The 19,468-nt window shown below is 71.7% G+C and carries 14 protein-coding genes; 2 read left to right on the forward strand and 12 right to left on the reverse strand.

Going from position 1 to position 19,468, the window contains the following annotated elements; all coding sequences use genetic code 11:
* Positions 1 to 39: 39 nt before the first annotated feature.
* Both ACFWGJ_RS02590 and ACFWGJ_RS02595 read left to right on the forward strand, forming a co-directional pair.
* The gene (locus ACFWGJ_RS02590) at positions 40 to 1,590 is read left to right on the forward strand and encodes an alpha/beta hydrolase (protein ID WP_387320391.1); all 1,551 of its coding nucleotides are present in this window, start codon (positions 40 to 42) and stop codon (positions 1,588 to 1,590) included.
* 126 nt (positions 1,591 to 1,716) lie between these two features.
* Positions 1,717 to 3,276, forward strand: coding sequence for an alpha/beta hydrolase (locus tag ACFWGJ_RS02595; RefSeq protein ID WP_387320392.1), 1,560 nt, complete (start codon positions 1,717 to 1,719; stop codon positions 3,274 to 3,276).
* A gap of 125 nt (positions 3,277 to 3,401) precedes the next feature.
* On the opposite strand, the gene moeZ is transcribed toward ACFWGJ_RS02595, so the two are convergent.
* The 12 genes from moeZ to ACFWGJ_RS02655 all read right to left on the reverse strand — a co-directional run bounded on the left by moeZ (position 3,402) and on the right by ACFWGJ_RS02655 (position 19,431).
* On the reverse strand, positions 3,402 to 4,580 hold the full coding sequence (gene moeZ, locus ACFWGJ_RS02600; protein ID WP_189769161.1) for an adenylyltransferase/sulfurtransferase MoeZ: 1,179 nt from the start codon (positions 4,578 to 4,580) through the stop codon (positions 3,402 to 3,404).
* 63 nt (positions 4,581 to 4,643) lie between these two features.
* Positions 4,644 to 5,393 carry a spherulation-specific family 4 protein gene (locus tag ACFWGJ_RS02605; RefSeq protein ID WP_387320393.1) on the reverse strand — a complete coding sequence of 250 codons (750 nt, stop codon included), beginning with the start codon at positions 5,391 to 5,393 and terminating at the stop codon, positions 4,644 to 4,646.
* Complete coding sequence (locus ACFWGJ_RS02610) at positions 5,381 to 6,340, reverse strand: NAD-dependent epimerase/dehydratase family protein (protein ID WP_387320394.1); 960 nt, start codon at positions 6,338 to 6,340, stop codon at positions 5,381 to 5,383. The genes ACFWGJ_RS02605 and ACFWGJ_RS02610 overlap by 13 nt, the downstream gene beginning before the upstream one ends.
* A 171-nt stretch (positions 6,341 to 6,511) precedes the next feature.
* Positions 6,512 to 8,350, reverse strand: a complete 1,839-nt coding sequence (locus tag ACFWGJ_RS02615) for a hypothetical protein (protein ID WP_387320395.1) — start codon at positions 8,348 to 8,350, stop codon at positions 6,512 to 6,514.
* Positions 8,347 to 10,239, reverse strand: a complete 1,893-nt coding sequence (locus ACFWGJ_RS02620; protein WP_387320396.1) for a DUF3492 domain-containing protein — start codon at positions 10,237 to 10,239, stop codon at positions 8,347 to 8,349. Before ACFWGJ_RS02620 ends, ACFWGJ_RS02615 begins: the two co-directional genes overlap by 4 nt.
* Positions 10,240 to 10,429: 190 nt before the next feature.
* On the reverse strand, positions 10,430 to 12,106 hold the full coding sequence (locus ACFWGJ_RS02625; protein ID WP_387320397.1) for a dipeptide ABC transporter ATP-binding protein: 1,677 nt from the start codon (positions 12,104 to 12,106) through the stop codon (positions 10,430 to 10,432).
* Positions 12,107 to 12,198: 92 nt separating this feature from the next.
* Positions 12,199 to 13,197, reverse strand: a complete 999-nt coding sequence (locus ACFWGJ_RS02630) for an ABC transporter permease (RefSeq protein ID WP_387320398.1) — start codon at positions 13,195 to 13,197, stop codon at positions 12,199 to 12,201.
* Positions 13,194 to 14,384: an ABC transporter permease gene (locus tag ACFWGJ_RS02635; RefSeq protein WP_387320399.1), complete on the reverse strand. Its 1,191-nt coding sequence runs from the start codon at positions 14,382 to 14,384 to the stop codon at positions 13,194 to 13,196. Before ACFWGJ_RS02635 ends, ACFWGJ_RS02630 begins: the two co-directional genes overlap by 4 nt.
* A gap of 4 nt (positions 14,385 to 14,388) precedes the next feature.
* Positions 14,389 to 16,113, reverse strand: a complete 1,725-nt coding sequence (locus tag ACFWGJ_RS02640) for an ABC transporter substrate-binding protein (protein ID WP_387320400.1) — start codon at positions 16,111 to 16,113, stop codon at positions 14,389 to 14,391.
* A 190-nt stretch (positions 16,114 to 16,303) separates the two neighbouring features.
* Entirely contained in the window at positions 16,304 to 16,396 is a 93-nt protein-coding gene (locus ACFWGJ_RS02645; RefSeq protein ID WP_318658070.1) for an Ms4533A family Cys-rich leader peptide, read from the reverse strand.
* Positions 16,397 to 16,474: 78 nt separating this feature from the next.
* On the reverse strand, positions 16,475 to 17,710 hold the full coding sequence (locus tag ACFWGJ_RS02650; protein ID WP_387320426.1) for a DUF3152 domain-containing protein: 1,236 nt from the start codon (positions 17,708 to 17,710) through the stop codon (positions 16,475 to 16,477).
* A 731-nt stretch (positions 17,711 to 18,441) separates the two neighbouring features.
* The gene (locus ACFWGJ_RS02655; protein WP_387320401.1) at positions 18,442 to 19,431 is read right to left on the reverse strand and encodes an alpha/beta fold hydrolase; all 990 of its coding nucleotides are present in this window, start codon (positions 19,429 to 19,431) and stop codon (positions 18,442 to 18,444) included.
* Positions 19,432 to 19,468 lie beyond the last annotated feature (37 nt).

Consider the following 19,468-nt stretch of genomic DNA (forward strand, 5'->3'; position numbering starts at 1 on the left):
CCCCGAGCGGCCTGTCCCGTACGACCTCAGGATGGGTTTATGCCGAACCCTTCCCCGCCGCGTGCCGCCGCTCTGACCGCCACCGCCCTCCTGCTGCTGGCGGCCCTCGCCGGATGCGGCGGCGACGGCGGCTCCGCGGACGAGGATCTGTCGGCCCAGAAGCTCAGCTGGAAGGACTGCCCCGAACCGTCCGAGTCCGAGGGCGGCGGGGACGCCCCGTCGCCCCTGCCGGACGGCGACGACTGGAAGTGCGCGACCCTGAAGGCGCCCCTGGACTGGGACAAGCCCAAGGGGGACACCATCGGTATCGCGCTGATCCGCGCGCAGGCGAGCGGCGCCAAGGACCAGCGCATCGGTTCGCTGCTCTTCAACTTCGGCGGGCCCGGCGGCTCGGGCGTCACCACGCTCCCCGCGTTCGGCAAGGACTACGACGGGCTGCGCGCACGCTACGACCTGGTCAGTTTCGACCCGCGCGGTGTCGGCCGCAGCGCCGGCGTGAAGTGCGAGGACAGCGAACAGCTCGACGAGTACTTCCAGCAGGACGCCACCCCGGACGACGAAGCCGAACAGCGGACCCTGCTGAACAGCACGAAGGACTTCAACAAGGCCTGCGAGAAGAACTCCGGGAAGCTCCTCCCTCACGTACGCACCACCGACGCGGCCCGCGACATGGACCTGATGCGCCAGGTCCTCGGCGACGACAAGCTGCACTACTTCGGCATCTCGTACGGCACCGAACTGGGCGGCGTGTACGCGCATCTGTTCCCCGAGAAGGTCGGGCGGGCCGTCTTCGACGCGGTCGTCGACCCGACCCAGAACTCCGAACAGGGCTCCCTCGGGCAGGCCAAGGGCTTCCAGCTGGCGCTGGACAACTTCGCCGAGGACTGCGCCTCCAAGGCCGAGGAGTGCCCGCTCGGCGACAGCGCGCAGGACGTCAAGGACCGGATCGCCACCCTGCTCAAGGACCTTGACCGCAAACCGATCCCGGGCATCTTCCCTCGTCAGCTCACCCAGACCGCGGCCACGAGCGGCATCGCGCAGTCCCTGTACTCCAAGGAGTTCTGGGAGTACCTCACCGAAGGGCTCCAGCAGGCGTACGACGGTGACGGCAAGGTGCTGATGCTGCTGTCCGACTCGATGAACGGACGCAACCAGGACGGCGAGTACAGCAACATCAGCGCCGCCAACGTCTCCATCAACTGCGCGGACGACAAGCCCCGTTACACCGCCGCCGACGTGACGGCGAAACTCCCCGAGTTCCGCGAGGCCTCGTCCGTCTTCGGCGACTATCTGGCGTGGGGCATGGTCGGCTGCACCGACTGGGCGGTGGCGGGCGACGCCGACCACCCCGATGTGAGCGCGCCCGGTGCGGCTCCGATCCTCGTGGTCGGGAACACCGGCGACCCGGCGACCCCGTACGAGGGCGCGCGCAAGATGGTGGAGTCCCTGGGCAAGGGGGTCGGTGTCGAGCTGACGTACAAAGGTCAGGGGCACGGCGCGTACGACAGCGGGAACAAGTGCGTGCGTGACGCGGTGAACGGCTATCTGCTGAACGGAAAGGTCCCGCGGGCCGGAACGGTCTGCTCCTGACGAACCTCACAAAGTGGCAGGTCAGAAGGTTATCCACAGGGCTCGGCTGTGCTCGCGGAGATCTGCCTACTATGGCCTGACTGTCATCCGCGACATCGGCGGACGACGATGCGAGGGGGGAAGTTCATGGCGCGTATCGCACGGTGGACGGCACTGGCCGCCGCCGCGTTGCTGGTGGCCGGCTGCAGCGGCTCGTCCGGGGGCGATGGGGGGAACGACAAGAACGACGACGCGGGCAGGTCGCCGGGCCCGGCGACCTCCTCCGACGTCATGCCGGGGCTGCCCGCCTCACTCACCTCGCAGAAGCTCGACTGGGGCAGGTGCAAGGCCACCGAGACCGGTCCCGCACCGGGCGGGGACTGGCGGTGTACGACGCTCAAGGTGCCGCTGGACTGGGCGAAGCCGACGGGCGAGACCATCGGACTGGCCCTGATCCGCAGCGAGTCGAGCGGATCCGCGGACGACCGCATCGGCTCACTGCTGTTCAACTTCGGCGGCCCCGGCGGCTCGGGCGTCGACTATCTGCCGCCGTACGGGCCGACGTTCGCGAAGCTCCATGAGCGGTACGACCTGGTCAGCTGGGACCCGCGCGGGGTGGCCGCCAGTGAGGGCGTGCGCTGCCGCAGCGACAAGAAGGTCCAGGCGGCCGAGGCGGTCGACACCACCCCGGACACCTCCGCCGAGGAGACCGCGTTCCTCAAGGACGCCGCGGACTTCGGCAAGGGCTGCCAGAAGTCCGCGGGCAAGCTCCTGGGGCATGTCTCGACGACCGACACGGCCCGGGACATGGACCTGATGCGGCATGTCCTCGGCGACCGGAAGATGCACTACTTCGGCATCTCGTACGGCACCGAACTGGGCGGCGTGTACGCCCACTTGTTCCCCAAGAACGCGGGGCGGCTGGTCCTGGACGCGGTCGTCGACCCGAGCGCCGGCACGGTGGGCCACGCGGAGAACCAGACCAGGGGTTTCCAGCGCGCTCTGGAGGACTACCTGGAATCCACGGGCCGGGACCCGAAGGAAGGCACTCAGGAGATCGCGGACCTGCTCAAGCGGATCGACTCGAAGCCGCTGGCGACCACGAGCGGCCGCGAGCTGACCCAGCAGCTCGCCCTCACCGGCATCATCTACCCGCTGTACAGCAAGTCGTCCTGGCCGGCGCTCACCAGCGCGCTCGAAGCGGCCGAGGACGGCGACGGAACGGAACTGCTCGCGCAGGCCGACGGCTACAACGACCGTGACGCCTCGGGCCACTACGGCACGACCACGCATTCACAACGGGTCATATCGTGCTTGGACGACAAGGAGCGGCCGACGCCCGAGGAGGCGAAGAAGCGGCTCCCCGAGTTCCGGAAGATCTCGCCCGTGTTCGGGGACTCGATGGGCTGGGACACGGCCGGCTGGTGCCACGACTGGCCGGTGGCCGGGCAGTACGAGACGCCGGAGGTGAGCGCGCCCGGCGCGGAGCCCGTCCTGGTGGTGGGCAACACCGGCGACCCGGCAACGCCGTACGAGGGGGCGCGCAGGATGGCGGACGAGCTGGGCAAGGGCGTCGGCGTGCAGCTGACCTGGAAGGGCGAGGGGCATGGGGCGTACGGGAACGGGAGCGACTGCGTCGACAGCACGGTGGACGACTATTTGCTGGACGGATCGGTGCCGGACGACGGCAAGGTCTGCGGTTCGTAGCGGCACCGGCCACCCCCGCCCGGACAGCGGGAAGGGGCCCGGCACACGCGGTGCCGAGCCCCTTTCCCTACAGGGTCTGTCCCTACGGGCTCTGTCCCTGCGGGTTCTGTCCCTGCGGGGTACCGCTAGTAGATCGGCTTCTCCGGCTCGATCTGGTTGACCCAGCCGATCACGCCGCCGCCCACGTGCACGGCGTCGGAGAATCCGGCCGACTTGAGGACCGCGAGGACCTCCGCGCTGCGGACACCGGTCTTGCAGTGCAGGACGATCTTCTTGTCCTGCGGGAGGGTCGCCAGGGCGGTGCCCATGAGGAACTCGTTCTTCGGGATCAGCTTGGCGCCGGGGATCGAGACGATCTCGTACTCGTTGATCTCGCGGACGTCGATGATCTCGATGTTCTCGCCGTCGTCGATCCACTCCTTGAGCTGCTTGGGAGTGATCGTCGAGCCGGCGGCCGCCTCCTGGGCCTCTTCGGAGACGACGCCGCAGAAGGCCTCGTAGTCGATGAGCTCGGTGACGGTCGGGTTCTCGCCGCAAACCGCGCAGTTCGGGTCCTTGCGGACCTTGACCTGGCGGTACTGCATCTCCAGGGCGTCGTAGATCATCAGGCGGCCGAGGAGCGGCTCGCCGATGCCCGCGAGGAGCTTGATGGCCTCGTTGACCTGGATGGAGCCGATGGACGCGCACAGCACGCCCAGGACGCCGCCCTCGGCGCAGGAGGGAACCATGCCGGGGGGCGGGGGCTCCGGGTAGAGGCAGCGGTAGCAGGGCCCGTGCTCGGACCAGAAGACGGAGGCCTGGCCGTCGAAGCGGTAGATCGAGCCCCAGACGTACGGCTTGTTGAGCAGCACGCACGCGTCGTTGACCAGGTAGCGGGTCGCGAAGTTGTCCGTGCCGTCGACGATGAGGTCGTACTGGCTGAAGATGTCCATCACGTTCTCGGCTTCGAGCCGCTCTTCGTGCAGGACCACGTTCACGTAGGGGTTGATGCCGAGCACGCTGTCGCGGGCCGACGCCGCCTTGGAGCGGCCGATGTCCGCCTGGCTGTGGATGATCTGGCGCTGCAGGTTCGACTCGTCGACCTCGTCGAACTCCACGATGCCGAGCGTGCCCACGCCCGCGGCGGCCAGGTACATCAGCGCCGGCGAGCCCAGGCCGCCGGCGCCCACACAGAGCACCTTGGCGTTCTTCAGCCGCTTCTGCCCGTCCATCCCCACGTCGGGGATGATCAGGTGGCGGGAGTACCTGCGGACCTCGTCTACGGTGAGCTCAGCAGCTGGCTCGACCAGGGGTGGCAGCGACACGGGGACTCCGTTGGTCGGTCAATCACTACAGTTGTTCTCCCCGTAACACTGCCACGCCCTTCTTCATTCCGAGACACCCGTTCCGATCCGCGAGACGAGTTCGTCCCAGTAGCCGGGCAGGCTCTCCCAGGGGTCGGCCGAACCTCCGCGGTCCGTGCGGTCGGTGAAGTAGATCGTCGAGGCTCCCTGCCAGCGGGCGATGCGCAGAGCCTCGTCGAGATGTCCTCGGGGCATGCCGTGGACGAAGTGGCAGAAGCGCTCCGGCGGGTATTCGGCGGTCCACTCCGCCACCTGCGACCAGCGGTAGTCGCTCCAGGGCCCGGAGAAGGTCACCAGCTGGTCGGCGGTCTCGGCGTAGCCGGGATACGGGTGGGTGCCGTGGCCGAGGACGATGTGGCCGTCGCCGAGGAGCGCCCGCAGGGTGCCGGTGGTGCGCCGGATCTCCGGGAGCGCTGTCCGCTCCGTGGGACAGCGGTCCAGGAGGAAGCCGTCGACCTGGTACCAGTCGAGATAGCGGTGGGCCTCGGAGACGAGTTCGCCGAAGGCACGGGCGCCGTAGGTCACGTCCAGGTGGCCGAGCACGCGGACACCGGCGTTGCGCAGGCGTCCGGCGGCCTCAAGGCAGTGAGGGTCGGGCCGGGCGCCGGGACCGTCGGAGACGTTCAGGACGACCCAGTGCAAGGGGGTTCCGGGGCGGGTGAGGCCGCCCCATTCGACCGGGGCCACCAGGGGGTGCGCATAGCCGGGGACGCCGAAGCCGATCCTCAGGTCCGTGCTCGCGGTGCCCGTCGGTGTGCTGGTCAGATACGGCATGCGGCCTCCATCCAGATGTCGGCGAGGGATTCCTCAAGGTTGATCCGGGGCCGCCAGCCGAGCCGGTCGCGGGCGGTGCGCACGTCGGCCTGCTGCCAGCTGCCGCAGCCGTCCGGGTAGGGGTACGCGGCGGGGGCCGTGTGCTCTGTTTCGGAGCGGGGGTGGCCGATGGATGGCCGGGCGGGGCCGGGAATGCCGTCGAGTTCGTGGAGGGCTCCCCCGTAGCCGGCGACGCGCGCGAGGACGGAGGCGGCGTCGCGCAGACGTACGGCACGACCGGATCCGATGTTGATGACGCCCTGTGCGGCGGAGAGGGAGGCGGCATGGACGGCACGGGCGACGTCGCGTACGTCGATGAAGTCGCGCTGGACACCGAGGCCGGCGAGTTTGAGGTCGCCGTCGCCGGACTGCATGGCGCGGCGCATGGCTTCGGCGAGGCGCCCGAGCGGGGAGCCGGCCGGGGTGCCGGGCCCGCACGGCGAGAACACCCGCAGGACGACGGCGTCCAGGCCGGAGCCGAGGACCAGTTCGGTGGCGGCGAGCTTGCTCACGCCGTAGGGGCCACCGGGGCGGGGCACGGCGTCCTCGGCCGTGGAGGAGCCGGGCTGGCTGGGTCCGTACTCCGCGCCGCAGCCGATCTGTACGAGGCGTGCCCCGCAGCCGCTGCGGCGCAGTGCCTCGCAGACGGTGGCGACGGCGACGGTGTTGTGCCGGGTGAGCTCGCGGGCGCCGCCGCGGGTGGCCCCGGCGCAGTTGACGACGACCCCCGGGTGCACCGCGTCGAGGAAGCGGGTGAGCGCTCCCGGGCTGCCGCTGGCGAGGTCGAAGCGTACGTCCGCGTCGTCGCCGCGGCCGAGCGCGGTGAGCTGCACGGCCGGGTCGGCGAGGAGACGGTCGGCGACGAAGCGGCCCAGGTATCCGTTGGCTCCGATCAGCAGCACCCTCATCGGGCGGCTCCCGGGGCGGACTCTCCGATGCGGAGGGTGATCATCTTGCGTTCTCCTTCAGGGTGGTGCCATGGGTCGTACGGAAGGCCCGCGGTGTCGGCCCCGCGGGAAGGGGTGTGCTCGGCGCGGAGATCCATCACGAACCTCCAGGGGCCGAGGGCCGGTGGCGGGTCACGGCGTGTCTCCGTGTGCCGCGTGGGCGGAGGCGCGGGTGAGGGTCCTGGTCGCGTGGAGCAGGAGGACGAGCGCCGCGGCCCCGCACACGAGAGCCGGGATCGCGCCCGCTCCCCAGGCGTCGGCCACGGTCTCGACGGGCACGGCCAGCGCCTCGCAGCCGGGGAGGCGGCTCGCGAAGACGCTCAGGACGGCCACCGCCTCCGTCACGCCCGCGGCGGCGAGCATGACGGCGGGGGCGTGCCTGAAGCCGTGCACGGTGAGAAGCCGGGCAAGCAGGAGGAGCGCGCCGAGGGTGCCGGCCCCGGCGTAAGCGGGCTGCTCGTCCAGTACCGCTCCGCTCAGGGCGAGCAGGCCGCCGAGGACGCAGAGGAACAGTGCGAACACGCCCAGGAGCAGGGGTTTCACGGAGGATGCGAACTCCTCCAGGGCGCGGCTGGTGGCGAGTCGGCGGCGGGCACGCACCGTGAAGAGGTGCGCGCACCAGGCCGCCGGGGCGCAGGCCGCGCTCAGGGCCAGGACGGACGCGAGGGCGATCGGCCAGGAGCTGCCGGCGCTGCCGGTGGGCGGTCCGTCGGGGCCGCCCTCGATGGCGGCGGCGAGCAGCCCGTCGCCGAGGAGGGCGTAGGCGACGAGCCAGTAGGTCCACGCGCGCGTGGGCGGTGTCGGGGACCAGGGCCGCGTGGCGTGCAGGGGGCCGCGGCTGCGGGCCGCGCGCACGGCGAGGGCCACGGCGAGTACGCCGACGAGGGTCACCGCGAGGCGCGGCCGGCCCTCGGTGTACCGCAGGCCGGTGATGACCACCGCGCACAGGGCGCCCGGCAGCAGGGTGAGCAGCGCCCAGTCGGCGTGCGCCCTGGGGGTGTCGGGTGTCTCGGGCCGCGGTGCCGTGTCGCCGGCGCAGGGCACTCGCGCGTACATCTCCTCCGCGAGGGAGAAGACGTCCCGGTGCCGGAAGTGGGTGGCGGTCCGGTCGGTCACCCCGTGTGCCTCCAGGGCCGCCGCGATCTCCAGTGGGTCCACCGCGCGCTCGCACAGCTCCCGGTGGCGGTGCATCAGGGCCTTCACCGGGTCGGCGGCGCCGCGAGGAGCGGACGGCGCGCGGTCGTCGGCGACCGGGTCGCCGAGCTGTCCGCCGGCCGGGTCATGAACGGGACCGGGACCGGGCCCGGGAGCCGCGACCGTATCCACCGGACCGGCAGCCTGCCGGTCAGAAGCCCGCCGGTCAGAAGCCTGACGGTCGGAAATCTGCCGGTCGAATGCCTGCTGCCCCGCAGCCTCCGCCCGCTCGGGAACCTGCCGCTCGGGAACCTGCCGCTCGGGAACCTGCCGCTCGGCGGCCACCTGCTCGGGGACGTGCCGCCCGGCAGCCGCCCGCTCGGGAACCGGCTGGTCGGAAGCCTGTTGGTCCGCGGCCGCAAGGGAAGCCTCCGCCGTGACCGTCACGGCGTCCCACGCCAGCCGGGCGTACGTCGCCGTGGAGGAACCCGGCGGCTGCAACCCCTGCTGGGACTCGGGCTGAGGCCCCGGCAGGGACCCCTGCCGCGCAGGTGCGACGCGTGTCCCGTCAGGGCCGGTGGCGGCGTTCTTCGCCCAGCTGGGCCGCGAAGCCGCCGATCCCGGTTCGCCCGTGCGTGGGTGTGCGTCCGCGATGCGGGACTCGCCCAGCTGGACGTCGACCACGCGGGTCTCGCCGGGCTGGATGTCCACCACCTTGATCTCGCCCACCTCGGCGTTCATGCCCCGCCCGTCCCCGAGGTCTCCGGACCGCCCGACCTCGGTGTCATCGGTGGCGCCGATGGCCCGGTCCCCCGCTCCGCTCCGTCGCGCGCTCACCACGCCCCCTCCCCCGCGGGCACCGGCTCGCCCGGGGCGAGTCCCAGCGGGACGCCCTGTACAGGCGGTCCTGCCGCCCAGCCAGGGCCGGGTCTTCCGGCCGCCGGACGCGTCCCCGGGTCAGGCCACCGGCCCGGCACCTGGGCCTCGACGGGTATGGCGAACGGCAGGGGCTCGCCGGACGCGTCGACCACGTCCCGACGGACCGGACAGCGCGAGACGATATCGAGGTAAATGCTGTGAAATGCCATGATGTTCTGCTCGACGGTGAACAGTTCGAGGGCCCGGGCGCGGGCCGCGGCACCGAGGCGCGACCGGCGTTCCGGATCACGCAGCAGGGCGACGCAGGCCTCGGCGAGCGCCCGCGGATTGCGCGGCGGGACCACGAGCCCCGTACCGCCGATGACCTCGACGACCGCACCGACGTCCGTGGACACCGTCGCGCGGCCGGCGAACATCGCTTCGACGAGGCTGATGGGGAAGCCCTCAACGACGCTGGACAGGACGACGAGGGCGCCCGCCGCGTAGGCCTCGGGAAGGGTGGGTACGTCCGGTCCGCCGATCTCCTCGAAGGAGACCGGGTGGTCGCCGACGGCGTGCACACCGGCGGCCTCGTCGGGGAAGAGCCGGGCGGCCAGGGCCCGGCACTGCGCCAGGTAGGTCGCGCCCTCCGGCCCGTCGGCGGGCGCGCCGACGATCCGCAGCCGCGCCTTCGGCTCCTCCTTACGGATCTCCGCGAAGGCGTGCAGCAGCGAGACCAGGTCCTTGGCGGGCTCGATGCGCCCGACCCACACGAGGGTGTACGGGTCGGCGCTTTCGGAGCTCTCGCCCACCTCCGAGAAGCGGGACGCCTCCATGCCGGGGTAGACGGTACGGATCCTGGTCCGGTCGGCGCCGCAGCGCTCCTGCCAGCGGCGGGCGTGCGTGTTGCCGGGCGTGATGACCGCGGCCTGCCGGTAGGCCTCCGCGGCGAGCCGGCCGTGGAACGCCGCGAGCAGGGCCCGCGCCGGCGCCGACACCGCGTGCCCCCGAAGATCCTCGCGCGGGCCCAGGTAGTGCGCCCGCAGCTGTACGCCGTACTCCGTGACCAGCAGTGGTACGCCCGAGAAGTGGCGGGCGAGCAGTCCCGGCAGGGCCGCGGCGCCGCCGGACGTGGCGTGGCACAGGTCGACCGAGCCGAGTCCGTCGTCGCCGTACCAGTCGAGGGAGAGGGGGCGCAGCGCGCGCTCCACCTGGGCGGCGACGGTGAGCAGATCCGGCACGCGGGCGGTGCGCGCGGCGCGCAGTGCGCCGGGCGCGCGGCAGGCGCGTTCGAGGGCGCGCACGGCCGCTTCGGAACGCAGGGCGCCGACGAGGCCGCCCTCGTCGCGGGCCAGTTCGGCGAGCCCGTACAGCGCGCTGCCGAAACGGTCCGCCGCACCGGCCGCGGCACCCTCGCCCCGACCGTCACCCCGACCCTCGCCCCGACCGCCATCCCGGCCCTCGGCGTGCCCGCCGACTCCGCCGAGAGCTCCGGACGCCGCACCGGACGCCACCCCGGACATCGCGTCCGACGCCGCCCCGGACACCGCATCGGGCGCGGCGGCGCCGAGCGCGTCGGGCGCGCACACGGCCGCCGCCAACTCCCCGTAGCACTCGGCGAATCGGCGCCGGGCCCGTCGCCCGTAGATGACGCCGTCCTCGTTCGCCGTCCAGAGCGGGGCGGTGCGCACCCGGCTCACCTGGGAGGGGAGCTGGATCCAGCCCTCGTCCTCCTGCTGCTCACTGCGGCTCAGCGCGTAGATGTCGAACTCGTGCTGTCCGAGCCCGCGCACGAGCCGGTCGCACCAGAGCCTGGCCTCACCGCTCACATACGGATAGCCACCCTCCGTAAGCAGTCCTATGCGCACGACCGCACTCCCGATCTCCCATGTGGGGAGCCGCCGTTGACCCGGCGGCTCGCAGCGGGACGAACGTATGCGGACATGGCGGTGGCGCGATGGACGGTTGTCCATCGCACCACCAAAAGGGGTGAACGGTCGTAACTTTCCCGTGCGGGTCGCGTTCCGTCGCGCTAAGAGATCAACCGAACACGTTTCGTCATACGGCGGCCAGTTGTTGGCGGGCGGCTCGACGGGTCGCGCGACGGGCGGCGGCGACCGCCGGATCGAGCGCGGGAACGGCGGCGAGGAGCTGCCGCGTGTACGGGTTCCGCGGCGACTCGTAGACCTCGTCGACGGGTCCGTACTCGACGATCCGGCCGCCGCGCATCACCGCCACCCGGTCGCTGACCTGGCGTACGACGGCGAGGTCGTGGGCCACGAAGACCAGGGCGAGGCCGAGTTCGCGCCGCAGTTCGCCGAGCAGGGCGACCACCTGGGCCTGGGTGGTGACGTCCAGCGCGGAGACCGGTTCGTCGCACACGATGACCCGCGGGTCGGCCGCCAGGGCCCGCGCGATGCCGACGCGTTGGTGCTGGCCTCCGCTGAACTCGTGCGGGTAGCGGTCGTAGTGCGCCCCTTCGAGCCCCACGCGCTCCAACAGCTCCCGTACACGCCCCCGCACGCTCCCTTCGTCCCGCTCGCCCCGCGCCCGGAGAGGGTCGGCGATCGACTCGCCCACGCTGCGGCGGGGGTTGAGGGAGGAGACGGGGTCCTGGAAGACCATCTGCACGTCGGGGCGTACCCCGCCGCCCGGGCTGATGCGCCCCGCCGTCGGTTCGAGCAGGCCGACCAGCATGCGGCCGAGCGTCGTCTTGCCGCTGCCGCTCTCGCCCACGATGCCGAGCGTCTCGCCCCGGCGGACCGTGAGCGACACGTCGTCGACGGCCGCGAACGCCCGCTTCCCGCGCCCGAACTCGCGCCGCAGCCCGACCGCTTCCAGCACGACCTCGCCGGTCGCGGCGACCGGCGGTGTGTCCTTGGTCATGAGCGGCAGGGCGCCGGACACACTGACCGATGACGCACTCGCGGCAGCCGCCGCGCCCGGCACGTCCGCCCGCGGCGCGTCCACCCTCGGCACCGCGCCCAGCAGTTCGCGCGTATAGGGATGCGCGGGCGCTCCGAGGACCGTGGCGACGGGGCCGTGCTCGACCACGCGCCCGTGCCGCATGACGAGGATCTCGTCGACGCTTCCCGCGGCGACGCCCACGTCGTGCGTGACGAGCAGGAGACCCATGCCGGTCTCCTCCCGCAGCGTGTGGAGCAGATCGAGGATCTGCGCCTGGACGGTCACGTCGAGCGCGGTGGTCGGCTCGTCGGCGATCAGCAGGCCGGGCTCGCAGGCCAGCGCCATCGCGATGAGGGCACGCTGACGCATCCCGCCGCTGAACTCGTGCGGGCGCGAACGGGAGCGCCGGGCCGCGTCCGGGATCCCGACCCGGTCCAGCACCTCCACGGCACGCGCGCGTGCCGCCCGCCGCGAGGCACGCGTGTGCACGCGGTACACCTCGGCGATCTGGTCCCCGATCGCGTAGTACGGGTCGAGGGACGACAACGGGTCCTGGAAGACCATCGCGGCCCGCGCGCCGCGCAGCCGCCGCAGTTCGTCGTCCGACGCCTCCTGTACGTCGATCCCGGCGACCTGGACCGAGCCGCCGACGTACGCGCCGGTGCCCCGGTGCAGGCCCAGCAGGGCCGAGGCGACCGTGGACTTGCCGGAACCGGACTCGCCGACCAGCGCGAGCGCGGCGCCCCGCTCAAGCCGGAACGAGAGCCCGTCCACGGCCCGCAGTTCGCCGAACCCGACGGTGAGATCGGCTACTTCGACCAGACTCATGCCCGTACCACCCGTACCACCCGTACCACCAGTGCCACCTGCACTGTCTGCATCACTCGCACAAACCGCACCACGTGCACCACCACCGGCACTCATGCCAATACCACCCGTCGGTCCGCCACCGCGTAGAGCACGTCCGCGAGGGCGTTGGCGATGACGACGAAGAAGCCGACGACCAGGACCATCCCGACCACGACGGGGAGGTCGACGACATCGACGGCGTGGACCAGTTCCCTTCCGATGCCGGGCAGTCCGAAGAGCGTCTCGGTGAGGACCGCGCCGCCGACGGCCGATCCGACGTTGTTGGCGTTCAGCGCGATGACCGGGGCGAACGCTCCGCGCAACGCGTGCCGCCAGATGACCGAGCGCTCGCCGACGCCGTACGCGCGGAAGGTCCGGATGTGGTCCTCGGCCAGTGTCTCCAGCATCGACGACCTGGTCAGCCGGGCGAACGCGGCGGCCTCGATGAGCGCGAGGGAGAGCCAGGGCAGCAGCAGGTTCCACGCCCACTGTTCGGGGTCCTCGGTGAGCTTCACGTACTGCGGGAAGGGCAGCAGTTCCAGTTCGCCGCAGACGACGATCATCAGGACCAGGCCGATGACGAAGACGGGGGTGGCCACGCCCACGAGCGTGATGCCGGTCAGCACCCGCTCGGTGAGCCGTCCGCGCCGCCACGCCGAGAGCACGCCGCTGCCGACGCCGAGGATCAGCCAGATCACCATCGCCCCGAACACGAGCGACAGGCTGACCGGCAGCTTCGTGAGGATCAGTTCGGTGACCTGCTGGTCGCTCTGGTACGACAGCCCGAGGCAGGGCGCCGGGCAGTGCTGCACCGCGGTGCCGGTCGAGTAGTCCTGGCCGGCGACGAGCCCTTCGAGGAAGTGCCAGTAGCGCACGTACAGCGGGTCGTCGAGGCGCAGTTGTTCGGCGACCTGCTGGACCTGGGCGGGCGAGCAGCGCGGCCCGCAGGTGATCTGGGCGACGTTGCCGGGGGTGACGTAGAAGACGACGTAGATGATCACGGAGAGGGCGAAGAGGGTGATCAGGACGCCGACGACCCGGCGCAGGACGAATCCCGTGAACCCACTCATGAGACACCTCCCGGCCCCGACCCACCGGACCCACTGGACCCACTGGGGCCACTGGGGCCACCGGACTCACCGGGGCCACTCGGACCCCTCGGACCCCTCGGACCCCTCGGGCCACCGGATCCACCGGCCGCCTTCGCCACCCCACCGGCCGCGGCCCCTTCGGCAGTTCCAGCGCCCGCAAGCGGCTGCGCCGCCTTGCCCTCCCGCTTCCGTCCCGTCCCGACCCGCAGCCGCGAGGCCGCGCGCGGGTCGAGGGCCGTGCGGACCCCGTCGCCGAGGACGGTCAGCGCGAGGACGGTCACGAAGAGCGCGCCGGCCGGCAGCAGCAGGTACTGCGGCGCGGCCTGGTACCAGACGTCGGCGGCGGTGAGCATCTGCCCCCACGACGGGGTCGGCGGCTTCACGCCGACTCCGAGGAAGGACAGGGCCGCCTCGACGGTGATGTTCTGCGGGATGAGGATCGCGGCGTACGTGATGACGGGCGCCGCGAGCCCGGGCAGCAGCTCGCGCCGGGCGATCCGCCAGGTGCCCCAGCCGCTGAGCCGGGCGGCGGAGACGTAGTCCAGCCCCTTGAGGGTGAGCGTCTGGGCGCGGACGATCTTCGCGATGTTGCCCCAGGCGATCAGGCCGATGACGCCCGCGACCAGGACGGGCCGCGGGAATCCCGACGGCACGATCGCGAGCAGCGCGAGGGACATGATCATCAGCGGCAGGGCGACGATGATGTCGGTGAACCGGCTCAGCAGCTGGTCGACCCAGCGGGTGCCGAGCGCGGCCGCGACCCCGACCACCACTCCGATGACGATCTGTACGACGGTCGCGGCCAGCGCGACACCCAGCGAGACCCGGGCCCCGTACACGAGGCGTGCGAACAGGTCGCGGCCGGTCTGCGGCTCGACGCCGAGCCAGTGGTCACCGCTCATGCCACCGAACGATCCGACCGGCACACCGCCGCGTGCGGAATCGATCAGATCCGGGTGGTACGTGGTCGGATCCTGACCCTCGATCGCGGTGAGCAGCGGTGCGGCGAGCGCGACCAGGACGAGCAGGGCGACGACGGCCGCCGCGACGAGGGCGGCGCGCTGTGCGCGCAGCCGCCGCCAGAACTGACGAGCCCCCGAGGCCCCCGGCGCAACGGAGAGGTCCGCTGCGCCGGGGGCCTGGGAGGCGACGAGTACGTCGCTCACGGCGCTACTTCACCGAGACCTGCGAGATGTCCAGCACCCCGGTCCAGTCGCTGATCACGATGTTCTTGATGTCCTTGCCGTACAGGCGCTTGTAGACGGGGTGGAACAGCGGCACGGTCAGTGCCTGCTCGCCGATCTTCTTGTCGAGGGCGCCCCAGCGGGTGGCGGCCTCGTCGAGGTCGGTCAGCTTGTTGATCGCGTCGATCTCGGCGTTGACGGACTTGTCGTCGAGGAAGCCGGTGTTGAAGTTGGCGCCGTCCTTGACGATCTGGCGGCCGTCGAAGATCGGGGCGAGGAAGGGACCGCCCGAGGGCCAGTCGGCACCCCAGTGCGCGAGGAAGAAGCCGGGCTCGGTCTTCGCGCTGTGGATCTTGTCGCTGTAGTCGTTGTCCTCCAGGCCCTGGAGCTTGACGGTGATCCCGGCCTTCTTCAGGGCGTCCTGGATCGCGGTCGCTATCTCGGGGCTGGTCTCGAAGTCCTTGGCGTTGGAATGGGTGAGCGTGACGGTCAGGCCCTTCGCGTGCCCGGCCTCCTTCAGCAGCTCCTTGGCCTTGGCCGCGTTGCCGGACTTTCCGGCCGGGAAGTGGTCGTACGCGGTGTAGCCGAAGGACTTCTGGTTCGGCAGGTACGTCGTCGCGGCCTCGGCCAGCGAGGACCCGCCCGCCGCGTTGATCACGGAGCTGCGGTCGATGGCGTACGAGATCGCCTGGCGCACCTTCGGGTCGTCGAACGGCTTCACCTTCGGGTTGAAGGCGATGTAGTTCGTGTAGCCGAAGTGCCCGGTGCCGACCCGTGCGGCCAGCTCCTTGTCACCGCTGACCTTGGCGAGTTCGGCGGGCCCGAGATTCGTGTCGGTGGTCACGGCGGCGGCGTCCGCGCCCTGCGAGGAGGACAGCCGCTGGTTGATGACGGACGAGTCGAGCCCGGAGCGTACGTCGATCTTGTCGGGGTAGGCCTTGCGCTCGGCGTCCGTCGACGCGGACCAGTGCGTATTGCGCTCCAGGGTCAGCCGCTCGCCGTCGTTCTCGTTCTTGACGACCTTGTACGGGCCGGACGAGACCGGGTGCTCCTCGTACTTCGTGCCGGTGTCCTTGGCCTTCGGGACGGGCGCGAACTGCGTCTGCGTGGCGAGGTAGGGGAACTCGCCCTCGGGCTTGTTGAGATGGAACACGATGGTCTGCTCGTCGGGCGTCTCGATGGAGTCGAGGCCCTTCTTGTCCTTGTAGGGCCCCTGGTAGTCGGCCCCGCCGATCAGCCAGTCCCGCAGATAGGGCGCGCCGCCGGAGAGTTCGGCCGCGAAGGACCGCTCGATGCCGTACTTGATGTCGGCCGAGGTGATCGCGCTGCCGTCCTCGTACGTGAGGCCCTTCTTCAGCGTGTACGTCCACACGGTCGCGTTCTTACTGGGTCTGCCGGTGTCCGTGGCGAGGTCGGGGACGACCTTGGCGCCCTCGGCCCCGTCCTCGCGGTTGCGCGTGGTGAGCGTACGGAAGACGAGCGAGGGGACGTTGCCGCCGCCGGAGGTGTAGAGCCGGGCGGGGTCGAAGTCCTGCTGCGGGTTGGAGTTCAGGACCGTGAGGGTGCCGCCCTTGGCCGGCTTGGCGTCCGCGCCGCCGGACGTGGCCTTGGCATCGTTGTCCTCCGGCCCGCAGGCGACTGCACCCGCTGCCACGGCGAGGCTGACGGATACGGCGGCCAGACGGCGCGCTGTGACGGACGATTGACGCATGGGAGGAAACCCCTCGGAGAATTCGGCGAACACCGCGCGCGAACAGGGCACGGCGTGAGGAAGTAATCGCGGAAATCGCCCCGAGGGCACGCTGGCAGGAGAGCACGAGGGCACTCCGGAAAACACCCGGCACCGAGAAGACGGTGGCGGTGGAAAACGAGAGAAAGCCGACGCGCGCCAGGGGCGAGGGTCAGCGACAGTGAATGTCGGCCACGCAGAGCGCGGTCACGCCGAACAGCGCCAGCTCAAGGGCTGCGCGTGCGGAGATGTGACGAGGCGACATGCGAGAAAATATGAACGAACTTTCCCCGCCTGTCAATGTGAGCCGTCCGGCCCCCGGCCGCCCCCGCGACGCGTTCGCTCAACTCGACGGGAAGGGCCAGGGGTTGGGCAGACACTTGATCCCGTCGTGGTTCAGGAACTTGGTCTGCTGCTGCATGACGGGGGCGAGCCCGCCGTCGACACTGCAGCTCACATGCCCGTACCCGAGCCGGTGCCCCACCTCGTGATTGATCAGCATCTGCCGGTACGAGTACATCTTGTCCCCGTATGTCTCCGAGCCCTGCGCCCAGCGGTATGCGTTGATCATCACGCGGTCGGTGGCGGCCGAGTCGCAGGAGACGTTGTCCTCGGTGGTGTCGAGACCCGACTTGGCGCACCAGAAAGCGGTGGTGCCGGGACTGGCGAGCGTGATGACGAAGTCGGGCTTTCCGGAAGAAATCCGCTCGAAGGTACGACCGCCGCCGTGCGCCCAACTCCGCTTGTCGTTCAGGGTTTTCTGTACGGCCTGCGCGAAGAGCTTTCCGTCGAGTCCGAGGGATTTCTCCACGTCGACGCGGTAGGTGAATTTCTGGCCGGTTCCCGGCGCCTTGTCGAATCCGGTGACCGCGTCGAATGTGCCGCCGCCCTTGAGTTCGGCGTCCAGGGGGTATTTCGCCGCCATCTGCTGGGCGTACGACAGGGTCACCGCGCGCGGTGTCGTGGAGGGCGCGGGCCGCTTGTCGGTGCGCGACGCGGAGTCCTTGGCCTCCCGGTCGGCGCCGCCGGCCGCCTGCGTGCCCGCGGAGTCGTCCTTGCCGCCGTCGGCGACCTGGCCCGCCACGACGACGGCGAGCACGGTGGTGACGGCCGCGGCCGCGATGCCGGTGAAGGCCCGGCCCTTGCCGCCCTTGGCCTTGTCCGGCGCGGTGCCCGGTGTCTTCGGCCCCCGGGGCGGCGGGGTCTTGTGCTCGACCTCCTCGTCCCGGTCGGTGAGCGGGGCGAAGGGGTCCGCGCGCAGCGCCGCCGCCGCGGGCGTGGCGGCACGCGGTGCGAACTGGTCGTCGCCGCCCTGGCCACTCCCCCCGTCCGTAGCGAACGCGTCGACGTAGGCCTGGCGCGGGCCAGGGGCTCCCGCCGCGCCCGGTGCGTACCGCTGCCCGGGGATCGGCACTCCGGGCCGCTCACGCGGCGCGCCTTGGCCCGGCCCCCGCGCGGGCCCTTGCGGAGACACCTGCGTCACGCCGACGCCGGCTCCGTACCCGGTGGCCGTCCTCGCCGTGCCCCAGCCGCCGCCCGCCTCACGCTGCTCGGGGTGACCGCCGCGGACCGGGGGCATGCCGTGGGCCAAAGTGCCGTCGGCGCTGCGCGGCGCACCCTGCGCCGGACCGCCACCGCCACCGCCGCTGCCGGGCAGCCGCGGAAACCCATGGGCCGGGGTCCCGTCCTGAAGGCGCGGGAACCCGTGCGCGGGGGTGCCGTCCGGCAGCCGGGGGAATCCGTGGGCCGGCGTCCCGTCGGGGAGACGCGGAAATCCATGGGCCGGAGTGCCGTCCTGCAACCGCGGGAATCCGTGCGCGGGGGTGCCGTCGGGAAGGCGTGGCCCTCCGCCCGGCCGTGTCCCGCCCCGGTGCTGGTCCGCGTACCCGGGAGCCCCACCGGCGTACCGGGGGTCTCCGCCCGCGGCCGGCCGGCCGGCGGATCGCGGAACACCCGGTCCGGACGGGCCGCCCTGCCCGGGCAGACCCCCCTGCGCGGACGGGCCTCCCTGTCCGGGCATGCTTCCCGGCCCTGACGGGCCGCCCTGTCCGGGCAGACCACCCTGTCCGGGCGAGCCGCCGGGCCCTTGCGGAACCCAGCCGTCGGGCAGACGGGGCACCCCCCGAGCGGGTGTCCCGTAGGCCGACGAAGTTTGCGGCGCCGCGGACTGCGGCCCGCCGGGGGGCCGTCGGCGCCCCGCCGTCTCCGCGGTGGTCCCCGTCTGCGGCCGGGCAGCCGGAGCGGCGGGAGGGTCGGCGGTCTCGCCCTTGGGGGCGGGCCCGCGCCGGCTGTGACGTCCCACGTCCCGCTTCAGCTCCTCGCGCCGGTAGCGCCGGTGTCGGTCAACTCACCTGTGTCCGCGAGGAGTTCGCGGAAGGCCGTGGCCACGGTCTCCGGGTACTCCATCATCGCCACATGGCCCGCGTCAGGCAATGTCAGCAACCGCGAGTCCCTGAACGCACGCGCCGCGCGCTGGGCCATACGGTACGAGACGAGCTGATCGCGGCCTCCGTAGACGAGCAGTGTAGGGGCGAGCACCCGCTCGGCCTGGCGCCACAGTCCGTGCTGGCCGCCCAGCGTGTACGCGTTCACGATGCCGCGCGCCGAGCGTGCCATGACGTCCCAGAAGTAGGGAAGGGCGAGCCGCCGCTCCATCTCCTCGACCGCGTTGCGGAATCCTTCCGGCGTCACCATGCCGGGGTCCCCGTAACAGAGCGCGGTGACCCCCCGCACCCGCTGCTCGGCGGTCCAGCCCTTGGTGAAACTGGTGAACAGGGCCGCCACACCCGGCAGGGCGAGCAGCGCGGTGGGCACCGCGCTGCGCTGCACCCGCAGTTCGGGAAGCGCGGGCGAGACGAGCGTGAGCGTGCGCACGAGATCGGGGCGTACGGCGGCCACGCGCGTCGAGACGGCGCCGCCCAGCGAGTTCCCGAAGAGGTGCACGGGCCCGCGCTCGGCCGCGTCGAGATATCGGATGACCGCGCGGGCGTGTCCCGTCACCGAGTAGTCGCCGTCGTCCGGCGGCGGCGAGTCGCCGAAGCCCGGCAGGTCGAGGGCCTCGCTGTCCACGAGGCCGTCCAGGAGCGGCATCAGCGCCGACCAGTTCTGCGAGGAGCCGCCCAGCCCGTGCACGTACAGCGCGGGGGGCAGGCCCTCCCTGGCCGGCGGCCTCGAACGGACCGTCAGCGTGACCCCGGGGAGCCCGACCGTGCGCAGCCGCTCCCCCGCCGCCACCCGGACGGAACTGACCTTCGGCGCGACGGAGGTGGCCAGCACTGACGGCAGTTCGGTCGAAGACATGCAGCAATGTTACGAGACGATCACGCGCTGGATCGTG

The organism is Streptomyces sp. NPDC060205 (genome assembly GCF_042728395.1).
Taxonomy (GTDB): domain Bacteria; phylum Actinomycetota; class Actinomycetes; order Streptomycetales; family Streptomycetaceae; genus Streptomyces.